24 protein-coding genes are annotated in these 22118 nt (G+C 63.3%); 11 read left to right on the top strand and 13 right to left on the bottom strand.

Annotation, left to right across the window (positions count from 1 at the left end):
• Positions 1-6: 6 nt before the first annotated feature.
• Entirely contained in the window at positions 7-1815 is a 1809-nt protein-coding gene (locus tag ACOKS3_RS09415) for an aminopeptidase P family protein (RefSeq protein WP_103446676.1), read from the bottom strand.
• Positions 1816-2035: 220 nt separating this feature from the next.
• On the opposite strand from ACOKS3_RS09415, the gene ACOKS3_RS09410 reads away from it, so the two are divergent.
• Positions 2036-3154: a DUF3182 family protein gene (locus ACOKS3_RS09410; protein ID WP_422763286.1), complete on the top strand. Its 1119-nt coding sequence runs from the start codon at positions 2036-2038 to the stop codon at positions 3152-3154.
• Positions 3138-3908, top strand: a complete 771-nt coding sequence (locus ACOKS3_RS09405; protein WP_103446674.1) for an alpha/beta hydrolase family protein — start codon at positions 3138-3140, stop codon at positions 3906-3908. The genes ACOKS3_RS09410 and ACOKS3_RS09405 overlap by 17 nt, the downstream gene beginning before the upstream one ends.
• Here the strand turns inward: ACOKS3_RS09405 and ACOKS3_RS09400 are convergent.
• Positions 3887-4267 (bottom strand): antibiotic biosynthesis monooxygenase, encoded by a 381-nt coding sequence (locus ACOKS3_RS09400; protein WP_103446673.1) that lies wholly within the window; start codon positions 4265-4267, stop codon positions 3887-3889. The genes ACOKS3_RS09405 and ACOKS3_RS09400 overlap by 22 nt on opposite strands.
• 86 nt (positions 4268-4353) lie before the next feature.
• On the opposite strand from ACOKS3_RS09400, the gene soxR reads away from it, so the two are divergent.
• Positions 4354-4806 carry a redox-sensitive transcriptional activator SoxR gene (gene soxR / locus ACOKS3_RS09395; protein ID WP_103446672.1) on the top strand — a complete coding sequence of 151 codons (453 nt, stop codon included), beginning with the start codon at positions 4354-4356 and terminating at the stop codon, positions 4804-4806.
• On the opposite strand, the gene ACOKS3_RS09390 is transcribed toward soxR, so the two are convergent.
• Complete coding sequence (locus ACOKS3_RS09390) at positions 4798-5787, bottom strand: GlxA family transcriptional regulator (RefSeq protein WP_103446671.1); 990 nt, start codon at positions 5785-5787, stop codon at positions 4798-4800. The two genes, soxR and ACOKS3_RS09390, sit on opposite strands and share 9 nt — an antisense overlap.
• Positions 5788-5869: 82 nt before the next feature.
• Here ACOKS3_RS09390 and ACOKS3_RS09385 point away from each other — a divergent pair, with 82 nt between their 5' ends.
• On the top strand, positions 5870-6418 hold the full coding sequence (locus ACOKS3_RS09385; protein WP_103446670.1) for a cysteine hydrolase family protein: 549 nt from the start codon (positions 5870-5872) through the stop codon (positions 6416-6418).
• A gap of 11 nt (positions 6419-6429) precedes the next feature.
• Here ACOKS3_RS09385 and ACOKS3_RS09380 read toward each other — a convergent pair whose 3' ends face one another.
• Positions 6430-6993 carry a helix-turn-helix domain-containing protein gene (locus ACOKS3_RS09380; protein WP_103446669.1) on the bottom strand — a complete coding sequence of 188 codons (564 nt, stop codon included), beginning with the start codon at positions 6991-6993 and terminating at the stop codon, positions 6430-6432.
• Between the two features lie 83 nt (positions 6994-7076).
• Between ACOKS3_RS09380 and ACOKS3_RS09375 the strand changes: the two genes are divergently transcribed.
• The 7 genes from ACOKS3_RS09375 (at position 7077) to ACOKS3_RS09345 (ending at position 14233) form a co-directional block, all read left to right on the top strand.
• Entirely contained in the window at positions 7077-8027 is a 951-nt protein-coding gene (locus ACOKS3_RS09375; protein WP_422763285.1) for a DMT family transporter, read from the top strand.
• Positions 8028-8175: 148 nt separating this feature from the next.
• Positions 8176-11091 carry a monovalent cation/H+ antiporter subunit A gene (locus ACOKS3_RS09370; RefSeq protein ID WP_422763284.1) on the top strand — a complete coding sequence of 972 codons (2916 nt, stop codon included), beginning with the start codon at positions 8176-8178 and terminating at the stop codon, positions 11089-11091.
• A complete protein-coding gene (locus ACOKS3_RS09365) occupies positions 11091-11435 on the top strand; it encodes a Na+/H+ antiporter subunit C (protein WP_003250128.1) in 345 nt (114 codons plus the stop codon). Before ACOKS3_RS09370 ends, ACOKS3_RS09365 begins: the two co-directional genes overlap by 1 nt.
• Positions 11432-13111, top strand: coding sequence for a monovalent cation/H+ antiporter subunit D (locus tag ACOKS3_RS09360; RefSeq protein WP_422763283.1), 1680 nt, complete (start codon positions 11432-11434; stop codon positions 13109-13111). The genes ACOKS3_RS09365 and ACOKS3_RS09360 overlap by 4 nt, the downstream gene beginning before the upstream one ends.
• Positions 13108-13596, top strand: a complete 489-nt coding sequence (locus ACOKS3_RS09355; RefSeq protein WP_422763282.1) for a Na+/H+ antiporter subunit E — start codon at positions 13108-13110, stop codon at positions 13594-13596. The genes ACOKS3_RS09360 and ACOKS3_RS09355 overlap by 4 nt, the downstream gene beginning before the upstream one ends.
• The gene (locus tag ACOKS3_RS09350) at positions 13593-13871 is read left to right on the top strand and encodes a K+/H+ antiporter subunit F (RefSeq protein WP_103446664.1); all 279 of its coding nucleotides are present in this window, start codon (positions 13593-13595) and stop codon (positions 13869-13871) included. Before ACOKS3_RS09355 ends, ACOKS3_RS09350 begins: the two co-directional genes overlap by 4 nt.
• A complete protein-coding gene (locus ACOKS3_RS09345) occupies positions 13868-14233 on the top strand; it encodes a Na+/H+ antiporter subunit G (RefSeq protein ID WP_103446663.1) in 366 nt (121 codons plus the stop codon). The genes ACOKS3_RS09350 and ACOKS3_RS09345 overlap by 4 nt, the downstream gene beginning before the upstream one ends.
• Positions 14234-14244: 11 nt before the next feature.
• Here ACOKS3_RS09345 and ACOKS3_RS09340 read toward each other — a convergent pair whose 3' ends face one another.
• The 9 genes from ACOKS3_RS09340 to ACOKS3_RS09300 form a co-directional block, all read right to left on the bottom strand.
• Positions 14245-14457, bottom strand: a complete 213-nt coding sequence (locus tag ACOKS3_RS09340) for a hypothetical protein (protein WP_103446662.1) — start codon at positions 14455-14457, stop codon at positions 14245-14247.
• Entirely contained in the window at positions 14454-14924 is a 471-nt protein-coding gene (locus tag ACOKS3_RS09335) for a hypothetical protein (RefSeq protein WP_422763281.1), read from the bottom strand. Before ACOKS3_RS09335 ends, ACOKS3_RS09340 begins: the two co-directional genes overlap by 4 nt.
• Before the next feature lie 511 nt (positions 14925-15435).
• The gene (locus ACOKS3_RS09330) at positions 15436-15630 is read right to left on the bottom strand and encodes a hypothetical protein (RefSeq protein WP_159411346.1); all 195 of its coding nucleotides are present in this window, start codon (positions 15628-15630) and stop codon (positions 15436-15438) included.
• 187 nt (positions 15631-15817) lie between these two features.
• On the bottom strand, positions 15818-16222 hold the full coding sequence (locus ACOKS3_RS09325) for a TraR/DksA family transcriptional regulator (protein WP_027919101.1): 405 nt from the start codon (positions 16220-16222) through the stop codon (positions 15818-15820).
• Positions 16223-16539: 317 nt separating this feature from the next.
• The gene (locus ACOKS3_RS09320) at positions 16540-17313 is read right to left on the bottom strand and encodes an enoyl-CoA hydratase (protein WP_103446659.1); all 774 of its coding nucleotides are present in this window, start codon (positions 17311-17313) and stop codon (positions 16540-16542) included.
• A 13-nt stretch (positions 17314-17326) separates the two neighbouring features.
• Positions 17327-18454, bottom strand: a complete 1128-nt coding sequence (locus tag ACOKS3_RS09315; RefSeq protein ID WP_103446658.1) for an acyl-CoA dehydrogenase — start codon at positions 18452-18454, stop codon at positions 17327-17329.
• Between the two features lie 8 nt (positions 18455-18462).
• Positions 18463-19656 carry an acetyl-CoA C-acyltransferase gene (locus ACOKS3_RS09310; protein WP_103446657.1) on the bottom strand — a complete coding sequence of 398 codons (1194 nt, stop codon included), beginning with the start codon at positions 19654-19656 and terminating at the stop codon, positions 18463-18465.
• Positions 19657-19667: 11 nt separating this feature from the next.
• Positions 19668-20435 (bottom strand): SDR family NAD(P)-dependent oxidoreductase, encoded by a 768-nt coding sequence (locus ACOKS3_RS09305; protein ID WP_103446656.1) that lies wholly within the window; start codon positions 20433-20435, stop codon positions 19668-19670.
• 14 nt (positions 20436-20449) lie between these two features.
• Complete coding sequence (locus ACOKS3_RS09300) at positions 20450-22096, bottom strand: AMP-binding protein (protein WP_103446655.1); 1647 nt, start codon at positions 22094-22096, stop codon at positions 20450-20452.
• Positions 22097-22118: the final 22 nt, after the last annotated feature.

Raw genomic sequence — 22118 nt, 5'->3', positions numbered from 1 at the left:
ACCAGGTCAAAGCGGCGCTGTGCGCGCCTTCAGCCAATCCAGCGAAGCCCCTTGCAACAAGGGCGCCAGACGCTCAAGTACCGTTGCATGGTATTGGTTCAGCCATTCCCGCTCTTCCTTGGCCAGCATTTCGGGAAGCAGGCAACGCGTATCGATAGGGCACAGTGTCAAGGTTTCGAAGCGCAGGAACTCACCAAAGGCACTCTTGCCCGCTTCACGGTTCGCCACCAGGTTCTCTATACGCACCCCCCAGGCGCCAGGCCGGTAGGTACCTGGCTCGATCGAGCTGATCATGCCCACCTGCATTGCCGTCTGCGGCGTGGCTCCCGCCTGGTAGGCAATCACCTGGGGACCTTCGTGCACGTTCATGAAGTAGCCAACGCCATGCCCGGTGCCATGACCGTAGTCGACCTGGTCTGCCCAGATTGGCGCCCGTGCAATGGCATCGAGCAAAGGTGACAGGATGCCGCGCGGGAAGCTGGCACGCGACAAGGCGATCATGCCCTTGAGAACGCGGGTGCAGTCCTGCCTCTGCTCCAGGGTCGGATTACCCACCGGGACCATCCGCGTGATGTCGGTGGTTCCGCCCAGATACTGGCCTCCGGAGTCGATCAACAGCAGGCCATCACCCTCTATGACTGCATGGGACTCTTCCGTGGCGCGGTAATGCGGCATCGCGCCATTGCCGTTGAACGCGGCAATGGTCGAAAAACTCAGCGAGACGAAGCCCGGTCGGCGGGCACGCGCAGCGCTCAACTGCTCATCCACAGTCAATTCGGTGATGGTCTCCAGACCCTGATGCGCCTCAAACCAGGCGAAGAATTCGCACAAGGCCGCGCCATCCTGCTCCATGACCTGGCGTATGTGCACCAGTTCCTCTTCACCCTTGCGTGATTTGCTCAGCGTGGTCGGGTTCAGCCCTTCGACCAGTTGCACCTGAGCATCCAGGTGCTTCAGCAAGCCGCAGGTCACGCGAGCCGGGTCTACCAGCAGGCGAGTATCCGGGGCCAGCTCCGCCAACACCTGCTGAACCGCGGTGTAATCGCGCACTTCGATGCCGTCGACCGCAAGCACATGGCGCAAGTGCTCATCGAGTTTCCCGGCACCGACGAACAGGATCGCCTGGTCCTTGCCGATCAGTGCAAAGGCAACGAAAACCGGGTTGTAAGACACATCACTGCCACGCAGGTTAAACAGCCAGGCGATGTCGTCGAGGGTCGCGATAAAGTGCCAATCGGCCCCCTTGTCCTGCAGCGTGGCCCGCAGCTGGCCAAGCTTCTCGGCCCGGCTGACCGTGGCGTAGGGCGGCAGGTGCTGATAGATCGGGTTGCCTGGCAGTGCCGGGCGGCCCTCCCATACCTCGGCGAGCACGTCCCGATCGGTTACCAGACGCGCCTCGCGGGCCTTGAGCCGCTCTTCGAGCTGACGCGCCGAAGCCAGTGCCATGACCGCGCCATCCACGGCCACGGCGCCTTTCAGCGGAACATTGTCACCCAGCCATTCCAGCGCTCCCGGCTTGCCTGGTAGCAGCTTCATCAAGACGATGCCGCTACCGGCCAGCTCCTTCTCGGCTTGCTCCCAGTAACGGCTGTCGACCCAGACACCGGCAAAGTCCGCGGTAACCACCAGGGTGCCTACAGAACCATCAAAGCCAGACAGCCACCGACGCCCCTGCCAGTAGCCCGGCAGGTACTCGGAAAGATGCGGGTCGGCCGAAGGCACCAGCAGGGCATCGACCCTTTCTCGGGCCATGACCTCGCGCACGCGCGCCAGGCGCTCCGGCACACTTTGCTGAATCGTGGTCTGAACGTTCATGCGCACTCCTGCGGACACATCGTGGTTATTCCAGGATGAGGATAATGGAACAGCTGCCACGGTGCCGCAATCATGGCGACCGACTCGCGGGATGCTATGCCCATGACGTCACCTGCAAATAAGACGCTTCCTACACTTGTGCCGGGACCATCAGTCACTTCTAGCTGAACTTACCGCTGACACGAGCTTCACAACCTATACATTCATTGCACACAGGCAGATGCCCATGCCCAGTGCCAACGACCGGAAAACCGCCGTGGTATTGCTCGATACCCGTGAGCACACCCCGGAACATGAACATGCCGTGCACTTGAAACTGGCGGACCGACTGGCCCGATTACTCGGCTGCCATGCCGTGCTGACCGATGTGCCAGCCATGGAAGACCCACACTTCTATTACTTGCCGACCGAAACCCTGGTTGGCCCTGAGCGTTATGCCGCCATGGGCATTCACAGCGAGCACGACCTGTTCGGTGGACTGGTCAGCCACCCTTACATGGCCACCAAGGCCATTTCCCACCCGTTGCCAGCAGATGCCGAGTTCCCACCGGGTTGGACCGATGCCTTCGCCCTCCAGGCCAGTGATGCCCTGCTCTGCGGCTACACCGTGTTCAGCAAGGCCGATGCCCGGCGCGCTGCCCAATTGCTGCTGCTTGAAGGCCCCTTGCGGGTGAAGCCCGTGCTGGCCTGCGCCGGCCGCGGCCAGCAAGTCATCAGCCATGCGGATGAACTGGAGCCGCTGCTGGCCAACATCGATGAACGGGACCTGGCCCTTTGGGGCCTGGTGCTGGAAGAAGACCTCAGCGACGTAGAGACCTTCAGCGTTGGCCAAGTTCGCGTCGCCGGCCTGACCTGCAGCTATCACGGCACCCAGCAGCTGACGCGAGACCACCAGGGCTGTGAAGTCTACGGCGGCTCCGAGCTCGTTGTGGTTCGTGGCGACTATCAGTCCCTGCTACAGCTACCCTTGGAGGATCACCTGCGCCTTGCTATCAACCAGGCCATGACCTACGAACAAGCCGCCGAGCAGCACTTCCCGGGCTTCATCGCATCGCGGCGCAACTACGACATCGCCCGCGGCACTACAGCCCAAGGCCATCTGCGTAGCGGCGTGCTCGAACAATCCTGGCGTCTGGGGGGAGCCAGTAGCGCAGAGCTCCTGGCACTGCAGGCATTCGCCGACGACCCGGCACTGCAGCAGGTCTGCGCCTCTACCCATGAAGTATTCGGCGCCCCCGACCTGCCCGCTGACGCCACCCTCTTCTATCAAGGAAACGACAGTGAACTCGGACAACTCAGCAAATACGCGCGGATTCGCCAGCATGAGCATTCAGAGTGAAACCGTGGAGCTGCAGGTCGAAGATGACAGCATCGCCGGCACCCTGGTCAGCCCAGGCAGCAAGATGCCCGGCATTCTCTTCGTCCACGGCTGGGGCGGCAGCCAGCAGCGCGACCTGGCGCGCGCCCGGCACATTACCGGGCTGGGCTGCGTGTGCATGACCTTCGACCTGCGCGGCCACGAGAAAACCGAAAGCCAGCGCCTGACCGTTACCCGCGAACAGAACCTCAAGGACCTGCTGGCCGCCTACGACCGACTGGTCAGCCACCCGGCGGTGGACAGCAGCGCTATCGCCCTCATCGGCAGCAGCTACGGTGGCTACCTGGCTACCCTGCTGACGTTGCAGCGGCCGGTAAGATGGTTGGCCTTGCGCGTGCCTGCAATGTATTGGGACGACGAATGGAACATGCCCAAGCAAGCCCTTGATCGCCAGCGCCTGAACGACTATCGGCTGCGCCTGCTCGGCCCTTCCGACAACCGTGCACTGGCCGCCTGTGCCGAGTTTACCGGCGATGTGTTGCTGGTCGAATCGGAGCAGGATGACTATGTGCCGCACGCCACGCTGATGAGTTACCGCTCGGCATTCGTCAGCGCTCATTCGCTGACCCATCGCATTGTCGATGGTGCCGATCACGCGCTCTCCAGCGAGGAAAGCCAGAAGGCCTACAGCTCGATCCTTGCCGCCTGGATCAGCGAGATGGTGGTCGGCGCACGCCTGGACCGTTACCCGCACTACGCCCCCTGGTATGCCTGAGGGCCACCGACCTGGCAATGCAGACCACCATCAGACCCACGTACCAGGCTGTGCAACGTCTGGTACGCGGCAAAGTTGACACCACGCGCCTGATGGCGGCTGAGCAGGTCGAAGAAAGGCTCTTCGGCAAAACAGTCCGCCGCCTCCACCCAGGCCAGGCGTGACTGCCATAGCAGGTACTGCAAGACCCGGCTGCCATCGTCGCTGACCTGGATGCTGACACTCTGCAGACCTTGGCAACGCACAGCCAATTCTTCACTGCGCGTGACCAAGGCCTCTGCCAGCGCTGCCTGGCGCGAAGCGGGTACTTCATATTCGATCATCTGGGTGAACCACAGGGAATGCGGGCTGGCCGTCATGGCGAGTCTCCTTGCTGCGAACGCTTGCTTCGGAATGGACTGCAGGGTAAAACCTCCAGTTAACTCAAGGTCAAGCGTTTTTTCCCATGCCCGATACAGCACCTGCCACGACGGAAAAGCTGCTCAGTGTCGGCCAGCTGGCTGCTCGCAGCGGCGTGGCAGTGACCGCGCTGCATTTCTATGAAACCAAGGGCCTGATCCAGAGCACCCGCAATGCGGGGAACCAGAGGCGCTATCCGAGGGCAATGCTGCGTCGGGTCGCGGTAATCAAGATGGCCCAGCGCCTGGGCATTCCGCTGGCCGAGATTGCCTCTGCCCTGGCCGCCCTGCCCAACGACCACACCCCCACGGCCGAAGATTGGCAGCGTCTCTCTGCGCGCTGGCGGGAGGACCTGAACCACAGAATCGACGAAATGGTCAGGCTGCGCGACCAGCTCGATGGCTGCATTGGCTGCGGTTGCATGTCGCTGAAGGAATGCCCGCTGCGCAACCACCAGGATCATCTGGCTAATGAGGGGCCGGGGCCGCACCTACCCTGAGCAGGGCAAGGCGAAGCGTTGCCGGTACTCGCTGGGTGTCAGACCGGTGATGCGTTGAAACACCTTGCGAAACGCCCCTGGGTCCTGATACCCCACTCCCCAGGCAATCTGCTCGACCGTGCGCCGGGTGAATTCCAACATCCGGCAGGCACGCCCCACCCTTACCTGCTGGCAGTACTCGGTGGGTTTCAGGCCGGTGGCCGCACGGAAGCGTCTGAGGAAGGTGCGCGCCTCCAGCCCGGCGCAGGCTGCCATGCCGGCGAGGTCGGCATCTTGCGCACCGTTCGCCTGCAACCAGTGCTGAACCTTCAGCACCGCTTCGTCACCGTGATCCAGGCGCGGATTGAACAACGCCCCCGGCAAGGGCCTGGCAACTGGCTCGACGGACATGTAGCGCGCCGTCTCCCAGGCCACCGAGCCGCCGAGATAGCGCTCCAGCAGGCGCAGCCCCAGTTCGGTCCAGGCCATTAACCCGGCGGATGTCATGATGTCACCGTCATCCAGCAGCGGCTGGTTGGCCTCCACATGGACCATGGGGTAACGCTCGGCAAGGCTCTGCGCGTAATTCCAATGAGTGCTGGCTGCCCGGCCATCCAGCAGGCCACTGGCGGCGATAAAGAATACGCCGATGCACACCGACGCCAGCACCGTGCCCTGGCCATGCTGCTGGCATAAGGGCAGCTTGTGCCGCTCTAGCAAGTCTGGCGGCGGGGTCGACTCCAGGCTCGGTGGAATGATCAACACACGCAACGGCTGGCTCGGAGGGCCAAGGCTATCCTCAATGAACTGCAACTGACCCGCCTCATCGACCTGCCAGTGGCTCACCCTGATCTGCGGCAGCCCGGCAGCGCCCAGCTCGGCGGCCACGCGATTGGCCACGCTGAACAGGTCGCTCAGACCATGCAACGCCGCGCGTTGCGCGCCCGGGTAGTGCAGCAGGCCGATTTCCAGGCTGCCGTGGCTGTCAGTTTTTGCCGTCATTGTGTCGATCGCGCCAATCCTCAAGTCGATGCCCACAGCCTATAACTATCGTCATCCAACGACTACTGCCACAGGAGGCAGCATGAGCAAGCAGGCCCTGATCATTATCGATATTCAGAACGACTACTTCCCCGGCGGCAAATGGACCCTCGACGGTGCCGACAAGGCGGCTGACAACGCCGCACGCCTGCTCGCCGCGGCACGTGAGAAAGGCGACCTGGTGGTTCACGTGCGGCATGAGTTCGACAGCGCCGATGCGCCATTCTTCGCCCCGGGCACACAAGGCTCGGCCATTCATTCGAAGGTTGCGCCAACAGCAGGCGAACCCGTGGTACTCAAGCACAAGGTAAACGCGTTTCTCGGCACCGACCTGAAGCAGACGTTGGACCAGCATCAAGTCAAGGCCGTGACCATCGTCGGCAGCATGAGCCACATGTGCATCGACGCCGCCTCCCGCGCGGCCGCCGACTTCGGCTTTGACGTCACCGTGGCACACGATGCCTGCGCCACCTTGCCGCTGGAGTTCGATGGCAAGCAGGTACCGGCCGCCCATGTGCACAACTCGGCCATGGCCGCGCTGGCGTTTGCCTATGCCAAGGTGGTGAAGACCGACGAGCTGCTCAAGGGCTGATCCGCAGCCGGTCAGATCACCACATTACGCACGAAGCGCACGGGCACTGCTCCATCATTGCGGTAGGCATAACGGCAGTTGCTGGGGAACACATGGAACTGCCCGACCTGCAGGCAGTGCTCGGCGCCTTCGATGATCAGCGTCAATTGGCCTTGGGCCACGTAGATCTGCTCACTCCAGCCCTCGGCATCGGCTTCGCTGGTGTAGCACTCGCCAGGCGCGAGGGTCCACTCCCAGATTTCCACTTCGCGCCGGGCCGTGCTGCTGGCCAACAGCACGGCCTTGCTTTGCGGGTGCTCGCCGGTCCAGGCAAGCTCGTCGATACGACTGGGGTCGCGCTGGTCCGGGGCCTGGATAAGGGTGCTGAACACCACCCCGAGGGCTTCGGCAATCAGATCGAGGGTGGTCAGGCTGACATTCTTCTCGCCCGCCTCGATCGCCACCAACATCCGACGGCTGACCCCGGAGCGTTCGGCCAGGGCGCTCTGGCTCATCCCGGCCGCGTTGCGCAGGCTGCGGACATTGAGGCTGACATGCTGCAGCACCGATGCACGGTGCGCGGGATCTTTGTGCACTATATTGCTCACTTCTACGGATTGCGCAGTATACTGCCCACTTTGCGGCGATTGTGCGCCGCCCCCTCCGAGTGCGCAAGACCATGAGCCAACCGACCAGCAGCCCACAGACCGCGGTATCTTTTCGCCTGAGCAAGGCGGAAATGGTGCTGGTGTTCATCACCATGCTGTGGGGCGGAACCTTCCTGCTGGTGCACAACGTCATGACCGTGAGCGGCCCGATGTTCTTCGTCGGCCTGCGCTTCGCCGCAGCGGCGCTGTTCGTCAGCCTGGCCTCGGCGCGCGCGTTGTCCGGGCTGACCTTCACCGAACTGAAGGCCGGCGTGCTGATCGGCGTGTCCATCATGCTGGGCTACGGCCTGCAGACCATGGGCCTGCAGACCATCAGCAGCAGCCAGTCGGCATTCATCACCGCGCTCTATGTCCCGTTCGTGCCACTGCTGCAATGGCTGGTGCTGGGCCGCCGCCCAGGGCTGATGCCGAGCATCGGCATCAGCCTGGCGTTCGTCGGCCTGATGCTGCTGGCCGGCCCCGAAGGCGGCGCGCTGCATTTCAGCGAGGGTGAAGTGGTGACCTTGGTGAGCGCGGTAGCCATCGCCGCCGAGATCATCCTGATCAGCCGCTTCGCCGGCCAGGTCGATGTGCGCCGGGTCACCGTGGTGCAGTTGGCGACCGCTTCGCTGCTGGCGTTCCTGATGATCGTGCCGACCCAGGAGCGTCTCCCTGACTTTTCCTGGTTGCTGTTGCTCAGCGCGCTGGGGCTGGGCGCCATGAGCGCGGTGATCCAGGTGGCGATGAACTGGGCACAGAAGTCGGTTTCGCCCACCCGTGCCACGCTGATCTACGCGGGCGAGCCGGTATGGGCCGGCATCGTCGGGCGCATTGCCGGCGAGCGCCTGCCAGGCATCGCGTTGATCGGCGGGTTGCTGATCGTCGTCGCCGTGGTGGTCAGCGAGCTGAAGATCCGCCGCAACCGCGAAACCAGCGACACCCTCGAAGCGCCAGCCCCCCGCGAAACCGAAGCCGGGCTGTGAAGTGCCCGGCAGCGTCTATGCTCTGTAAAAAACTGTTATAAAAAAACAGCTTGTCACAGCGCTTTTGTAGGATTCTGCGACAGCTTGCGTGTTGGTGATCAACGGTCCGGCACGTATGATCCTTGCAAACCTTTCCAGAATAGAACCTATGTCATTGATAGTGCTACTGCTTCTGCCGTTCGTGGGCAGTTGCCTGGCAGCTGCGCTGCCGCACAACGCACGTAACGCCGAGTCCATCCTTGCCGGGCTCGTAGCCCTGGCCGGCACCGTCCAGGTAGCACTGCTGTACCCTCAAATTGCCGATGGCGGCGTAATTCGCGAAGAACTGCTGTGGCTGCCCAGCCTGGGCATGAACCTGGTCCTGCGCATGGACGGTTTCGCCTGGCTGTTCTCATTGCTGGTACTGGGCATCGGCACTCTGGTGTCGCTGTATGCCCGCTACTACATGTCGCCGCAAGACCCGGTGCCGCGCTTCTTTTCCTTCTTCCTGGCATTCATGGGCGCCATGCTCGGCCTGGTGATCTCCGGCAACCTGATTCAGTTGGTGTTCTTCTGGGAACTGACCAGCCTGTTCTCCTTCCTGCTGATCGGTTACTGGCATCACCGCGCCGACGCCCGCCGCGGCGCCTACATGGCCTTGATGGTCACGGGGGCTGGCGGCCTATGCCTGCTGGTCGGGGCCCTGCTGCTCGGCCATGTGGTCGGCAGCTACGACCTGGACAAGGTCCTGGCTGCCGGCGAAACCATCCGCCAGCACGCACTGTACCCGGTGCTGCTGCCGCTTATCCTGATCGGCGCACTGAGCAAGAGTGCGCAATTCCCCTTCCAGTTCTGGCTGCCCCATGCCATGGCAGCACCCACTCCAGTTTCCGCTTATCTGCACTCAGCAACCATGGTCAAGGCCGGGGTGTTCCTGCTGGCGCGTCTCTGGCCAGTGCTGTCAGGCAGTGAAGAATGGTTCTGGATCGTTGGCGGCGCGGGTGCCATAACCCTTTTGCTGGGCGCCTTTGCCGCGATGTTCCAGAACGACCTCAAGGGGCTGCTGGCCTATTCGACCATCAGCCACCTGGGCCTGATCACCCTGCTGCTGGGCCTCAACAGCCCGCTGGCCGCAGTCGCCGCGGTGTTCCACATCCTCAACCACGCCACCTTCAAGGCCTCGCTGTTCATGGCCGCCGGCATCATCGACCATGAAAGCGGCACCCGTGACATCCGCCGCCTGAGCGGCCTGATCCGCCTGGTGCCCTACACCGCGACCCTGGCCATGGTGGCCAGCGCCTCGATGGCCGGCGTGCCGTTGATGAACGGTTTCCTCTCCAAGGAAATGTTCTTTGCCGAAACCGTGTTCATCAACTCCACAGCCTGGGTCGAAGCGACCCTGCCGGTGATCGCCACCCTTGCCGGTACCTTCAGCGTCGCCTATGCCCTGCGCTTCACCGTCGACGTGTTCTTCGGGCCGACTGCAAAGGACCTGCCGCACAAACCGCACGAGCCACCGCGCTGGATGCGTGCACCGGTCGAACTGCTGGTGCTCACCTGCCTGGTAGTGGGTATCTTCCCGGCCCAGTCGGTCGGCCCGCTGCTGGCCGCCGCCGCACTGCCGGTGGTGGGTGGCACGCTGCCAGAATACAGCCTGGCCATCTGGCACGGGTGGAACGCCCCGCTGATCATGAGCCTGGTGGCCATGAGCGGCGGTATCGTCCTCTACCTGCTGCTGCGCAACCAGTTGCGCCTTGGTCGCTTCCCGTATCCGCCGCTGATCGAACGCTTCAATGGCAAGCGCCTGTTCGAACACGGTCAGGTCAGGCTGATGCTGCTGGCGCGACGCATGGAGCGGTTGATGACCAGCCGCCGCCTGCAATCGCAATTGTTCATGCTGGTGCTGGCAGCCTTCCTCGCCGGCCTCACGCCGATGCTGTACAGCGGCCTGAGCTGGGGCGACCGGCCGAAGATTCCGGGCTCTGGCGTGTTCGTCGCGCTGTGGCTGATCGCCATCGCCTGCGCCATCGGCGCCGCCTACCAGGCCAAGTACCACCGCCTGGCGGCGTTGATCATGGTCGGCGTTTGCGGCCTGATGACCTGCATCACCTTCGTCTGGTTCTCTGCCCCGGACCTGGCCCTTACCCAGCTGGTGGTCGAGGTGGTCACCACGGTACTGATCCTGCTCGGCTTGCGCTGGCTGCCACGGCGTATCGAAGGCGTCTCGCCGCTGCCCGGCAGCCTGGACCGCGCCCGCGCCCGACGCCTGCGCGACCTGCTGCTGGCGGTGCTGGTCGGCGGTGGCATGGCGGCGCTCTCGTACGCCATGCTGACCCGGCCAACGCCCAACGACATCTCGTCCTTCTACCTCAGCCGTGCCCTGCCGCAAGGCGGCGGCACCAACGTGGTCAACGTGATGCTGGTGGACTTCCGTGGCTTCGATACCCTCGGCGAGATCACCGTGCTGGTGGCCGTAGCGCTCACCGTGTTCGCCCTGCTGCGGCGCTTCCGCCCACCGAAAGAGAGCATGCAGTTGCCGGCCCAGCAGCGCCAGCTGGCCCCCGATGTGGTCACCGACCTGATCAACCCACGGCATGCCACCGACACCGCACTTGGCTTCATGATGGTGCCAGCGGTACTGGTTCGGCTGCTGCTGCCAATCGCCCTGCTGGTGTCGATGTACCTGTTCATGCGTGGCCACAACCAACCGGGCGGCGGTTTCGTTGCCGGCCTGGTGATGTCGGTGGCGTTCATCCTTCAGTACATGGTGGCCGGCACCCAGTGGGTTGAAGCACAGATGAGCCTGCGCCCGCTTCGCTGGATGGGCACCGGGCTGCTTTGCGCGACCTTGACCGGGGTCGGCGCCATGCTGCTCGGCTACCCTTTCCTCACCACCCATACCGCCCACCTGCACCTGCCGGTGCTTGGCGACGTGCACGTGGCCAGCGCGCTGTTCTTCGACATCGGCGTGTATACCGTGGTGGTCGGCTCGACCCTGCTGATCCTCACCGCCCTGGCGCACCAGTCGGTGCGTGCCTACCGCCCGGGCAGCCCGTCGAAATCCAGCCAAGCAGGAGCCGCCTGATGGAAGAAGTCATTGCAGTCGCCATCGGTGTGCTGGCCGCCTCCGGGGTGTGGTTGATCCTGCGCCCGCGCACCTACCAGGTGATCATGGGCCTGTGCCTGCTGTCGTATGGGGTCAACCTGTTCATCTTCAGCATGGGCAGCCTGTTTATCGGCAAGGAGCCGATCATCAAGGACGGCGTGACCCAGGACCTGCTGCACTACACCGACCCGCTGCCACAGGCGCTGGTGCTCACCGCCATTGTCATCAGCTTTGCCATGACAGCGCTGTTCCTGGTGGTATTGCTGGCATCGCGCGGCCTGACCGGCACCGACCACGTGGACGGCCGGGAGCGTGACGAATGAGTGGCATGAGTCAACTGATCGTCACCCCAATCCTGCTGCCGCTGCTAACGGCGGCGGTGATGCTGCTGCTGGGCGAGAAGCATCGCCAGATCAAGGCACGCCTGAACCTGCTGTCCACCTTCACCGGGCTTGCCATCGCGGTCTGTTTGCTGCTGTGGGTGCGCACCCAGGGGCAGGCGGAATCGATCGGCGTCTACCTGCCCGGCAACTGGCCCGCGCCCTTTGGCATCGTGCTGGTGGTGGATCACCTTTCAGCCCTGCTGCTGACCCTGACCGGCGTGATCGGCATCAGCGCCCTGCTGTTCGCCCGCGCTCGCTGGGATGGTGCCGGCGCCAGCTTCCATGCGTTGTTCCAGATCCAGCTGATGGGCCTGTATGGCGCCTTCCTCACCGCTGACCTGTTCAACCTGTTCGTGTTCTTCGAGGTGTTGCTGGCCGCCTCCTACGGCTTGCTGCTGCATGGCTCGGGCCGTGCGCGGGTGCGTGCAGGGCTGCATTACATCGCGATCAACCTGTTCGCCTCATCGCTGTTCCTGGTTGGCGCGGCGATGCTGTATGGCGTGACCGGCACCCTCAACATGGCCGACCTGGCCCTGAAGGTCCCACTGGTGCCAGAAGCCGATCGTGGCCTGCTGCATGCGGGCGCGGCGATCCTGGCCATCGCGTTCCTGGCCAAGGCCGGCATCTGGCCGCTGAATTTCTGGCTGGTGCCCGCCTACGCCTCGGCCAGTGCACCCGTCGCCGCGCTGTTCGCCATCATGACCAAGGTCGGCCTGTATGCCGTACTGCGCCTGTGGACCTTGCTGTTCTCCGGACAAGCCGGTGCTTCCGCGCATTTTGGCGGTCAATGGCTGGTTTACGGCGGCTTGGTCACCCTGGCAGTGGCGGCGGTGTCGATACTGGCCGCACAGCGCCTGGAGCGGATGGCAGCGCTGAGCATCCTGGTTTCTGCTGGCACCCTGCTTGGCGCGGTCGGTTTCGCCCAGTCGGCACTCACTGGCGCAGCGCTGTTCTACCTGGTCAACTCGACCCTTGCGCTGTGCGCGCTGTTCCTGCTCGCCGAACTGGTCGAGCGCTCGCGCTCGGCCAACGAAGCGCCGCTGGATGAAGAAGAAGACGCCATGCCTTCACCGCTCGAGTCCCTGCACCCACCCAAGGGCATCAACCTCGACGACGATCAGAAGGCTGTCATCGGCCAGATCATTCCCTGGACCATGGCGTTCCTCGGTTTGAGCTTCATCGCCTGCGCCCTGCTGATCATCGGCATGCCACCGCTATCCGGGTTCGTCAGCAAGGTCAACCTGATCAACGCACTGTTCAATCCGCAGGGCCTGGGCATGCCAGCCGATCAACCCCTGTCGACGGCGGGCTGGGTGCTGGTGGCCTTGCTCATTCTCTCGGGCATGGCCTCGCTGATCGCCTTTGGCCGGGTCGGCATCCAGCGTTTCTGGAAGCCCGAGGAACGTCCCTCACCCGTGCTGCGTCGCTACGAATGCCTGCCGATCGTGATCCTGCTCGGCCTGTGCATCATTCTCAGTTTCAGGGCTGAACCGCTGCTGCGCTACACCCAGGACACGGCGGCCAGCCTGCAGGCTCCGGACGCCTACATCGAAGCGGTGATGGCCGCCCGCCCTGTCCCCGGCCCGACCACTCTCGACGTACAGGTGCAGCCATGAGCCGACTGTTACCCGCGCCGCTGCTGTCCGCTGCACTGTTCGTGCTCTGGCTGCTGTTGAACCTGTCGGTCAGCCCCGGCAACCTGTTGCTGGGCGCAGCACTTGCCGTGCTGGCCCCACTGCTGATGGCACCGTTGCGCCCACAATACGCGCATGTGCGCAAACCCTGGGTGGTGGCAAGGCTGATTGGCCGGGTCGGCATCGATGTCATCCGTTCCAATCTGTCGGTAGCCATTGGCGTGCTGTGCGCCGGGCAACGTTCGCCACGTTCGGCCTTCGTGCACATCCCGCTGGACCTGCGCGACGCCCACGGCCTCGCGGCACTGTCGATGATCACCACAGTGGTGCCCGGCACCGTATGGTCGGAACTGGCCCTGGACCGCAGCGTACTGCTGCTGCATGTATTCGATCTGGATGACGAAGCGGCCTTTATCGAGCACTTCAAGCTCACCTACGAACGCCCGTTGATGGAGATCTTCGAATGACAGGTCTGCTCGCCAATGCAGTCCTCGCCAGCCTGTTCATCTTCGCCCTGGCCATGGGCCTGGCATTGATCCGGCTGTTTCGCGGCCCCTCCGCTCAGGACCGAGTGCTGGCGCTGGACTACCTGTACATCCTGGGCATGCTGACGATGCTGGTACTGGGGATCCGCTATGCCAGTGACACTTACTTCGAGGGGGCATTGCTGATTGCCCTGTTCGGCTTTGTCGGCTCGTTCGCCCTGGCCAAATTCCTGTTGCGTGGTGAGGTGATCGAATGACCGAATCCCTTGAACTGCCGTTCTGGCTGGAGCTGGTCACTGCCGCCCTGCTGCTGATCGGTAGCCTCTTCGCGCTGATCGGCGCCATTGGCCTGCTGCGGCTGAAAGACTACTTCCAACGCATGCACCCACCGGCATTGGCATCGACCATCGGCGCCTGGTGCGTAGCGTTGGCGTCGATCATCTACTTCTCCTGGCTCAAGGATGGCCCGGTGCTGCACGCCTGGCTGATTCCGATCCTGCTGTCGATCACGGTGCCGGTCACCACCTTGCTGCTGGCCAGGGCCGCGCTGTTCCGCAAGCGCATGGCGAAAGAAGACGTACCTGAGGAAGTGAGCAGCGGCCGCGATCACGGCAACTGAAACGGCTGGGCTCAGCCCTGGGCAAGGCGCTGCAGCTCACGCCGCACCATGGCGGCATAAGGTGGAGGGCTCAACTGATAGAGCTGGGCCGCTACCCAACTCAACCAGCCCGGGCCCATCGCCTCACGTTGCGCCAGCAGGCGCTGGGCCTCGGCCATGGCTTGCGCCTGGTGCTGCCGATGAAACGCGGCACGCGTGCCAGGCGCTTCGTCAACCTCGCTCATTCACTGGCCTTGAAGGTGGTCAGCTCACCCTTGCGCCACTTGGCGACCTTGCCGGTCACCGCCTTGAGCAACTTACCCAGGCCTTCCTGAACCTGCTGCTGCGCAGCGAACACTAACATCACGCCCTGCCCTTCGCGGAACACGATGCCCTCGCCTTCCGGCACCGAGACAAATGCGTAGTCGCCCACACCGTAGACGTTCAGCTTGATCTCGCGAAAGCGCATTTCCAGTTTGCCGCCTTCACGGCTGGGCAAGACGGCGGCGCGGAAATGATCGCCGACCTTCAGTTCCAGGCGCTGTTTGTCATCGACCACCAAGGCGCTTTCGGTGTCGATCTCGGCCATGTACAGGCCTTCGGGGCTCTGCTCGGTGACATAGATGAAACGACTTTGAAACAGCTTGGCCAACTTGCCGCGCAAATCGCCCAGGGCAAACAAGGCGTGGGTATCCAGTGTACTGACTGCCAATGAAGTAATCCTCAAACCGGTGACATCCGCTCTCACTCGAAGTCGGTGAGGCACGGCCATTTCATTTCGATAGGCGAAAAGAATAATAAAGTGATACACGAAAAATCTGTGCCCGCTGGCGATGCAGCACGCAAGAAACTTTACTCTGGCTTGCCAGATATAGCCTCAGCACAGGCTTTCGGCATATTCCCTGTCAGGGAAGCGTAATGTCTGACAACAAACCCGCCAGAAAAGATGCGATAGATAACTAGAGGCCCCTCGGCAGAACGGGCTCAGGCATCCATCAACGCATTACCGGGGAATGAATATGCACGAAAACACTGAAATCCGTCGAGAGGTAAAGAACATTTCTTACCTCGCATGCGCCAACGACAAGCCACGCTACGTCGTGATACCCGCAGGCATCGAGTTCTTCCACGTTACCGAAAGCACGACGGGTAGAGTCAAGGGCTTTCGCCGTTTACACCGCGACGCCTGCGCATTGGCCCGCAGACTGGAAGCCTGAAACCGTTCAGGCGGCGTGGCCATCTTGCATAAGCTGCAACCAGGCCGCCTGACATTCCTTGGCCTCGCCACGGGTGGCGAACGCGGTACCACGGCGCTCGCCATTGACCAGGACCACCCAACAGACCCGCTTGCCCAGTGCCTGCAAGCTCGCTGGCACACCTGAACCGATCATTACCGCTACATCGACCCGGCTGTTCATCATTCCCTCCGGCACTTTAGATAGCACCCTAACGATAAGGTCATGATACGCCCAGCGACTGCCGTGTAACAGCGCATCCTGGTACAGCAGTCTTACGCCTTGAGCAACAAATAGCGCGAGGCCTTTCCCACAGGAAACGCAAAAAGCCCCAGGGATCGCTCCATGGGGCTTGGCGCACTGCGTCCGGTCAAACTTGACGCTGGTGGCGGTCGAGCTGCTCGTGACGCTCCTGGGCTTCGATGCAGTACTTCGTGGTCGGGCTGATCAGCAGACGCTTCAGGCCGATTGGCTCACCACTGTCGTCGCACCAACCGAAGCTCTCGTCGGAGATACGGTCCAGGGCCATTTCCAGCTGCGGCAGCAAGCGCTGGTCGCGGTCGATGGCATTCACCAGCCAGCTGCGCTCTTCCTCGACCGACGCCACGTCGGCAGGATCCGACGGGGTGTCCAGGCCTTCGATGGTGGCGCGGCTCAGCTCGATGCGTTCATGGGTTTCGACTTTCATCGCCTGCAGCAGGCCAGCAAAGAAAGCCAGCTGGTCAGCGTTCATGTAGTCATCGGCCGACATGGCCAGCAACTGTTCCTTGGTCATCGATTTCTCTATGAAAAAATGTGCATTTGGGCGATTCAGGTGCCGCCGACGCCTTGGCATCGGCAGCGGAATTCTTCAAGCGCCAACCGGCACTCTTTTACAGGGGGCGGCAGTCTAAGGCGCCACGTCGCCTTGAGCAACAGCAATCATGGGAGAAATTGCCCGAAAGGGGCTGGAATCCGCCCGCTGGCACCCTTGCCGGCTCCGCAAAGAAAGCGCCACGGTATACCAAGGTATACCGTGGCGTCGACCTGCCCGCTTCATCCACCCAGGCAAAACACTGAGTATGGTACTGCCTTAACAGTACCTTGCTCGCTTCAACGATCCTTGAATTGTGCTTCGCGCTTGGCAATGAAAGCCGCCATGCCTTCTTTCTGATCCTCGGTGGCGAACGCGGCGTGGAACACTCGGCGCTCGAAGCGTACACCTTCGCTGAGGGTTACCTCGAACGCACGGTTGACGCTTTCCTTGACCATCATGCTGACCGGGATCGACTTGCTGGCAATGGTGGTGGCAACCTTCAGCGCTTCTTCCAGCAGCTCTGCCTGCGGCACGATACGCGCCACCAGGCCAGCACGCTCGGCTTCCTCGGCGCCCATCAGGCGGCCGGTCAGGCACAGTTCCATGGCCTTGGCCTTGCCAACTGCACGGGTCAGGCGCTGGGTACCGCCCATGCCCGGCAGCACGCCGAGGTTGATTTCCGGCTGGCCGAACTTGGCATTGTCGGCAGCAAGAATGAAGTCGCACATCATCGCTAGCTCGCAGCCACCGCCCAAGGCGAAACCGGAGACTGCGGCGATGATCGGTTTGCGTCGGTTGGCGATGCGGTCGGAATCGCTGAACAAGTCTTCAACGTAGATCTGCGGGTATTGCAGCTCGGCCATCTCCTTGATGTCGGCACCGGCGGCAAACGCCTTGGCAGAGCCGGTGAGCACCACGCAGCCGATGTTCGGGTCACGCTCGAGCTGGTCCAGAGCCTGGTTGATCTCGCCGACGATCTGCGCATTCAGCGCGTTCAGCGCCTGGGGGCGATTGAGGGTGATCAGGCCGACCTTGCCGTGGATATCCAACAGGATGGTTTCGAATGCCATGCAGTCTGCTCCTTCAAAGATTGCGCGCAATGACCATGCGCTGAATGTCGCTGGTGCCTTCGTAGATCTGGCAGACCCGAACGTCGCGGTAGATCCGCTCCAGCGGGAAGTCGCTCAGATAGCCATAACCGCCCAAGGTCTGCAAGGCATCCGAACAGACCTTTTCGGCCATTTCCGAGGCAAACAGCTTGGCCATCGACGCTTCCACCAGCGCCGGGCGCCCGGCGTCGCGCAGCGCGGCCGCGTGCAGCACCATCTGCCGGGCCACGGCAATCTTCGTAGCCATGTCGGCCAGGCGAAAGGCCACGGCCTGGTGTTCGATCAGCGGTTTGCCGAAGCTCTGCCGCTCCTTGGCATAGTCGCGGGCCACTTCGAAGGCCGCGCGGGCCATGCCCACCGCCTGCGAGGCAATGCCAATGCGACCGCCTTCGAGGTTGGCCAGGGCGATCTTGTAGCCCTCGCCTTCCGCGCCCAGGCGGTTGGCCACCGGCACGCGCACATTGTCGAAGACAATCTGGCAGGTATCTGAAGCATGCTGACCCAGTTTGTCCTCGACCCTCGCCACCTGGTAGCCTGGGGAGTCGGTGGGCACGATGAAAGCGCTGATGCCACGCTTGCCGGCATCCGGATCGGTCACGGCAAAAACGATCACCACGCCGGCATTCTGCCCGGACGTGATGAACTGCTTGCTGCCGTTGAGCACGTAGTGGTCACCCTCCAGCCGTGCACGGGCCTTCAGGCTGCTGGCGTCGGAACCGGCCTGCGGCTCGGTCAGGGCGAAGGCACCCAGCATCTCGCCCATGGCCAACGGGGTCAGGAACTGCGCCTTCTGCTGCTCGTTGCCGAACCGCAGAATCGGTACGCAACCCACCGAGTTGTGCACGCTCATTATGGTCGAACAGGCACCGTCACCGGCAGCGATCTCCTCCAGCGCCATGGCGTAGGCCACGTACCCAGTGTCACTGCCGCCCCACTGCTCCGGCACCAGCATGCCGAACAGGCCAAGCTCGGCCATTTCCTCGATGGCCTCCTTGGGGAACTGGTGCGCCTTGTCCCATTGTTCGGCGAAGGGTCTGAGGCGCTCCTGGGCAAAGGCGCGCACCGCATCGGCAATCTGTTGTTGCTCGTCAGTAACCAGCATGGCTCACCTCAATACAGGCATTCGACTGCAATGGCCGTGGCCTCGCCACCGCCGATGCAGATGGCGGCCACGCCGCGACGCAGGTTGTTCTGGCGCAGGGCCGACAGCAGGGTCACCAGGATACGTGCGCCCGAGGCGCCGATCGGGTGGCCCAAGGCGCAGGCGCCACCGTGGATATTGACCTTGTCGTGCGGCAGGTCGAGGTGTTTCATGGCCGCCAGGGTGACCACGGCAAACGCTTCGTTGATCTCGAACAGGTCGACGTCGCCCAGATTCCAGCCGGTTCGCTTCATCAGCTTGTCGATGGCACCGATCGGCGCGGTCGGGAACAGTGCCGGGGTGTCGGCGAAGGCGGCATGGCCGTGGATCACCGCCAGCGGCTTGAGGCCACGCTTGTCGGCTTCGGAGCGGCGCATCAGCACCAGCGCTGCAGCACCGTCGGAGATCGAACTGGAGTTGGCGGCAGTTACCGTGCCCCCTTCGCGGAACGCCGGCTTGAGCTGCGGGATCTTGTCCAGGCGCGCCTTGGGCGGTTGCTCATCGTCCTTGACGACGCGCGTCTCCTTGCCCTCGGTGACCTCTACCGGCACGATCTCGGCGGCAAAGCGGCCATTCTTGATAGCGTCCTGGGCGCGGGTCAGCGAGGCGATGGCGAACTGGTCCTGGGCTTCGCGGCTGAAGGCATTGGCCTGGGCGCAGTCTTCGGCAAAGGTGCCCATCAGGCGACCCTTGTCATAGGCATCTTCCAGGCCGTCCATGAACATGTGGTCGATGATCCTGCCGTGGCCCATGCGGTAGCCACCGCGGGCCTTGTCCAGCAGGTATGGCGCGTTGGTCATGCTCTCCATGCCGCCGGCCACCACCACATCGGCGGTACCGGCCAGCAGCAGGTCATGGGCCATGATCGCCGCCTGCATGCCCGAGCCACACATCTTGTTCAGGGTGGTGCAGGTGGTGTGCTTGCCCAGCCCGGCACCGAGCGCAGCCTGTCGTGCGGGGGCCTGGCCCTGGCCGGCGGGCAGCACGCAGCCGAACAGCACTTGCTCGACGCTGGTGGCGTCGATGCCGGCGCGCTCCACGGCACCGCGGATGGCTGCGCTGCCCAGTTGCGGCGCGGTCAGGCTCTTGAGGTCGCCCTGCAGGCCGCCCATGGGCGTGCGCACGGCGCTGACGATAACGATCGGGTCAGTGGCGAGGGTCATGTGCATTCTCCTTACTTGGCAGCCATGCGCAGTGCGCCGTCGAGGCGGATCACCTCGCCGTTGAGCATGCTGTTCTCGATGATGTGGCGGGCCAGCGCGGCGTATTCCTGAGGACGGCCCAAGCGCGGCGGGAACGGCACGCCAGCCGCCAGCGAGGCACGTACTTCATCGCTCATGCCGGCCATCATCGGGGTTTCGAAGATGCCCGGGGCGATGGTCATCACGCGGATACCGAAGCGCGCCAGTTCGCGGGCGGTCGGCAGGGTGAGGCTGGCGATAGCGCCCTTGGAGGCCGCATAGGCGGCCTGGCCGATCTGGCCATCATAGGCGGCGATGGAGGCGGTGTTGATGATCACCCCGCGCTCGCCGTTTTCGTCCGCCTGGCCTTCGGCCATGGCCGCTGCCGCCAGGCGCAGCAGGTTAAAGCTGCCAATCAGATTGACGTTGATGACCTTGGCGAAGCTGGCCAGACCGTGTGGGCCTTGCTTGCCCAACACCTTTTCGGCACCAACGATACCAGCGCAGTTGATCAGCCCGTGGAGGCTGCCGAAGGCGCTTACCGCCGCCTCGACCGCCGCCTGCGCAGCATGCTCGTCGCTGATGTCGGCCACCGCGAAGCGGGCCTTGTCACCCAGCTCGCGGGCCTTGGCCTCGACTGCCTGGGCATTGAGGTCGACCAGCATGACCTTGGCGCCGGCCTCTGCCAGCATTTGCGCGGTAGCCGCGCCCAGCCCGGACGCGGCGCCGCTGACGATGAAGTGTCTGTTGGCTATCTGCATGATCTGTTTCCTTTTCAGGCGCTGGCAGGGGTGGCCTGTTGCGCTTGTTGTTTGGCGACTTCCTGGTTACGCAGGATGAAACGTTGCAGCTTGCCGCTTGGGGTCTTGGGCAACTCGCTGACAAATTCGATTTCCCTGGGGTAAGCGTGAGCGTAAAGCCGCTGACGCACGTGCTGGCGTAGGGTTTCCTCCAGCTCGTTAGTGCCTTGATAACCGCTGGCCAGCACCACGAAAGCCTTGATCAGCTCGGTACGCTCGGGGTCCGGCTTGCCGATCACCGCCGCTTCGATCACCGCAGGGTGCTCGATCAGCGCGCTTTCCACGTCAAACGGGCCGACCCGGTAGCCGGAGGTGGTGATGACGTCGTCACTGCGACCGACAAAGCTGATGCTGCCATCCTGGTTAAGCTCGACGGTATCGCCGCTGAGGTAGTAGTTGCCGACAAAGGCCTTGGTTGACAGGCCATGGTAGCCAGCGAACCAGCACAGCGGTGACTGCTCGCGGTCCACGGCAAGAATGCCTGGCTGACCGGCCGGCAGTTCGTTGCCCTGCTCGTCCAACACCACGATGCGGTGGCCCGGGATGGCGAAGCCAGCCGAACCCAGATGCACCGGATGCGCCAGGCCATGGTGGTTGCACAAGACCATGCCCAGTTCGGTCTGGCCATAGTGGTCGTGGATGGTCACGCCCAGCTCGTCGGCGAACCAGCGGATCACTTCCGGGTTCAGTGGCTCGCCAGCACTGCTGACCACCCGCAGGCGGCCCTTGATCGGGGCCGAAAAGTCATTGCCGGCAGCAATGAGCAACCGATACGCCGTGGGCGAACCGGCCAGGTTGGTGATGCCCAGCTTGGCGATCACCCGGGCGCAGCTGTCGACACTGAACGGTCCATCGTAGAAGGTGGTGGCATGGCCAAGCGACAGCGGGCCAGTGACGGCGTAATACAAGCCATAGGCCCAGCCTGGGTCGGCCAGATTCCAGAAGTTGTCTTCGGGACGCAGGTCGATGGCGTCGCGCATGTAGCCCTGGAAGGCGACGATGGCGCGCAGCGGCACTTCGAGCGGTTTGGCCGGGCCAGTGGTACCCGAGGTGAACATGAGCAGGAACGGGTCGTTGCCCGCCCGCATCACCGGCTCGCAGACGTCCGCTGCACTGTCCAGGCATTGCTGGAAGTCCAGTTCGCCGTCGCGGGAATTGACCGTGATGATCGCCGGGCAAGCGTGCACATCATCCAACTTGACGCGGTTGTGGCTATCGGTGACCACGACACGGGCGTGCGACTGTTCCAGTCGATGCTCGATCGCCTTGGGGCCGAACGCGGTAAACAGTGGCTGGTACACCGCCCCGAGGCGCCAGGTGGCAAGGATGGTGATCAGCAGCTCGGGCGTACGCGGCATCAGCCCGGCAACCCGGGTTCCGGGCTCTACGCCCTGTGCCTTGAGGACATTGGCAAAACGGGCGGCTTGAGCCTGAAGGTGATCGAAGCTGTACCGCACGCCATTGCCATCGCGGTCCTCGTAGATCAGCGCCAGCTTGCCGTCGCCAGCATGGCGGTCACAGCATTCGACACAGGCATTGAGGGCAGTGAGGTCGCCATGCAACGCCGCTGCAGCGGCTTGGGCATGGTCGAACGCACGAGCTGCCTCGGCGTAATCGCGCATCGTCGGACTCCTGGTTTCTTGT

It is taken from the genome of Pseudomonas sp. HS6-2, from assembly GCF_049325675.2.
Lineage (GTDB): Bacteria > Pseudomonadota > Gammaproteobacteria > Pseudomonadales > Pseudomonadaceae > Aquipseudomonas > Aquipseudomonas putida_N.
Note: the sequence above shows the minus strand (reverse complement) of the source record. Positions and strands in the feature narration are given on the sequence as shown.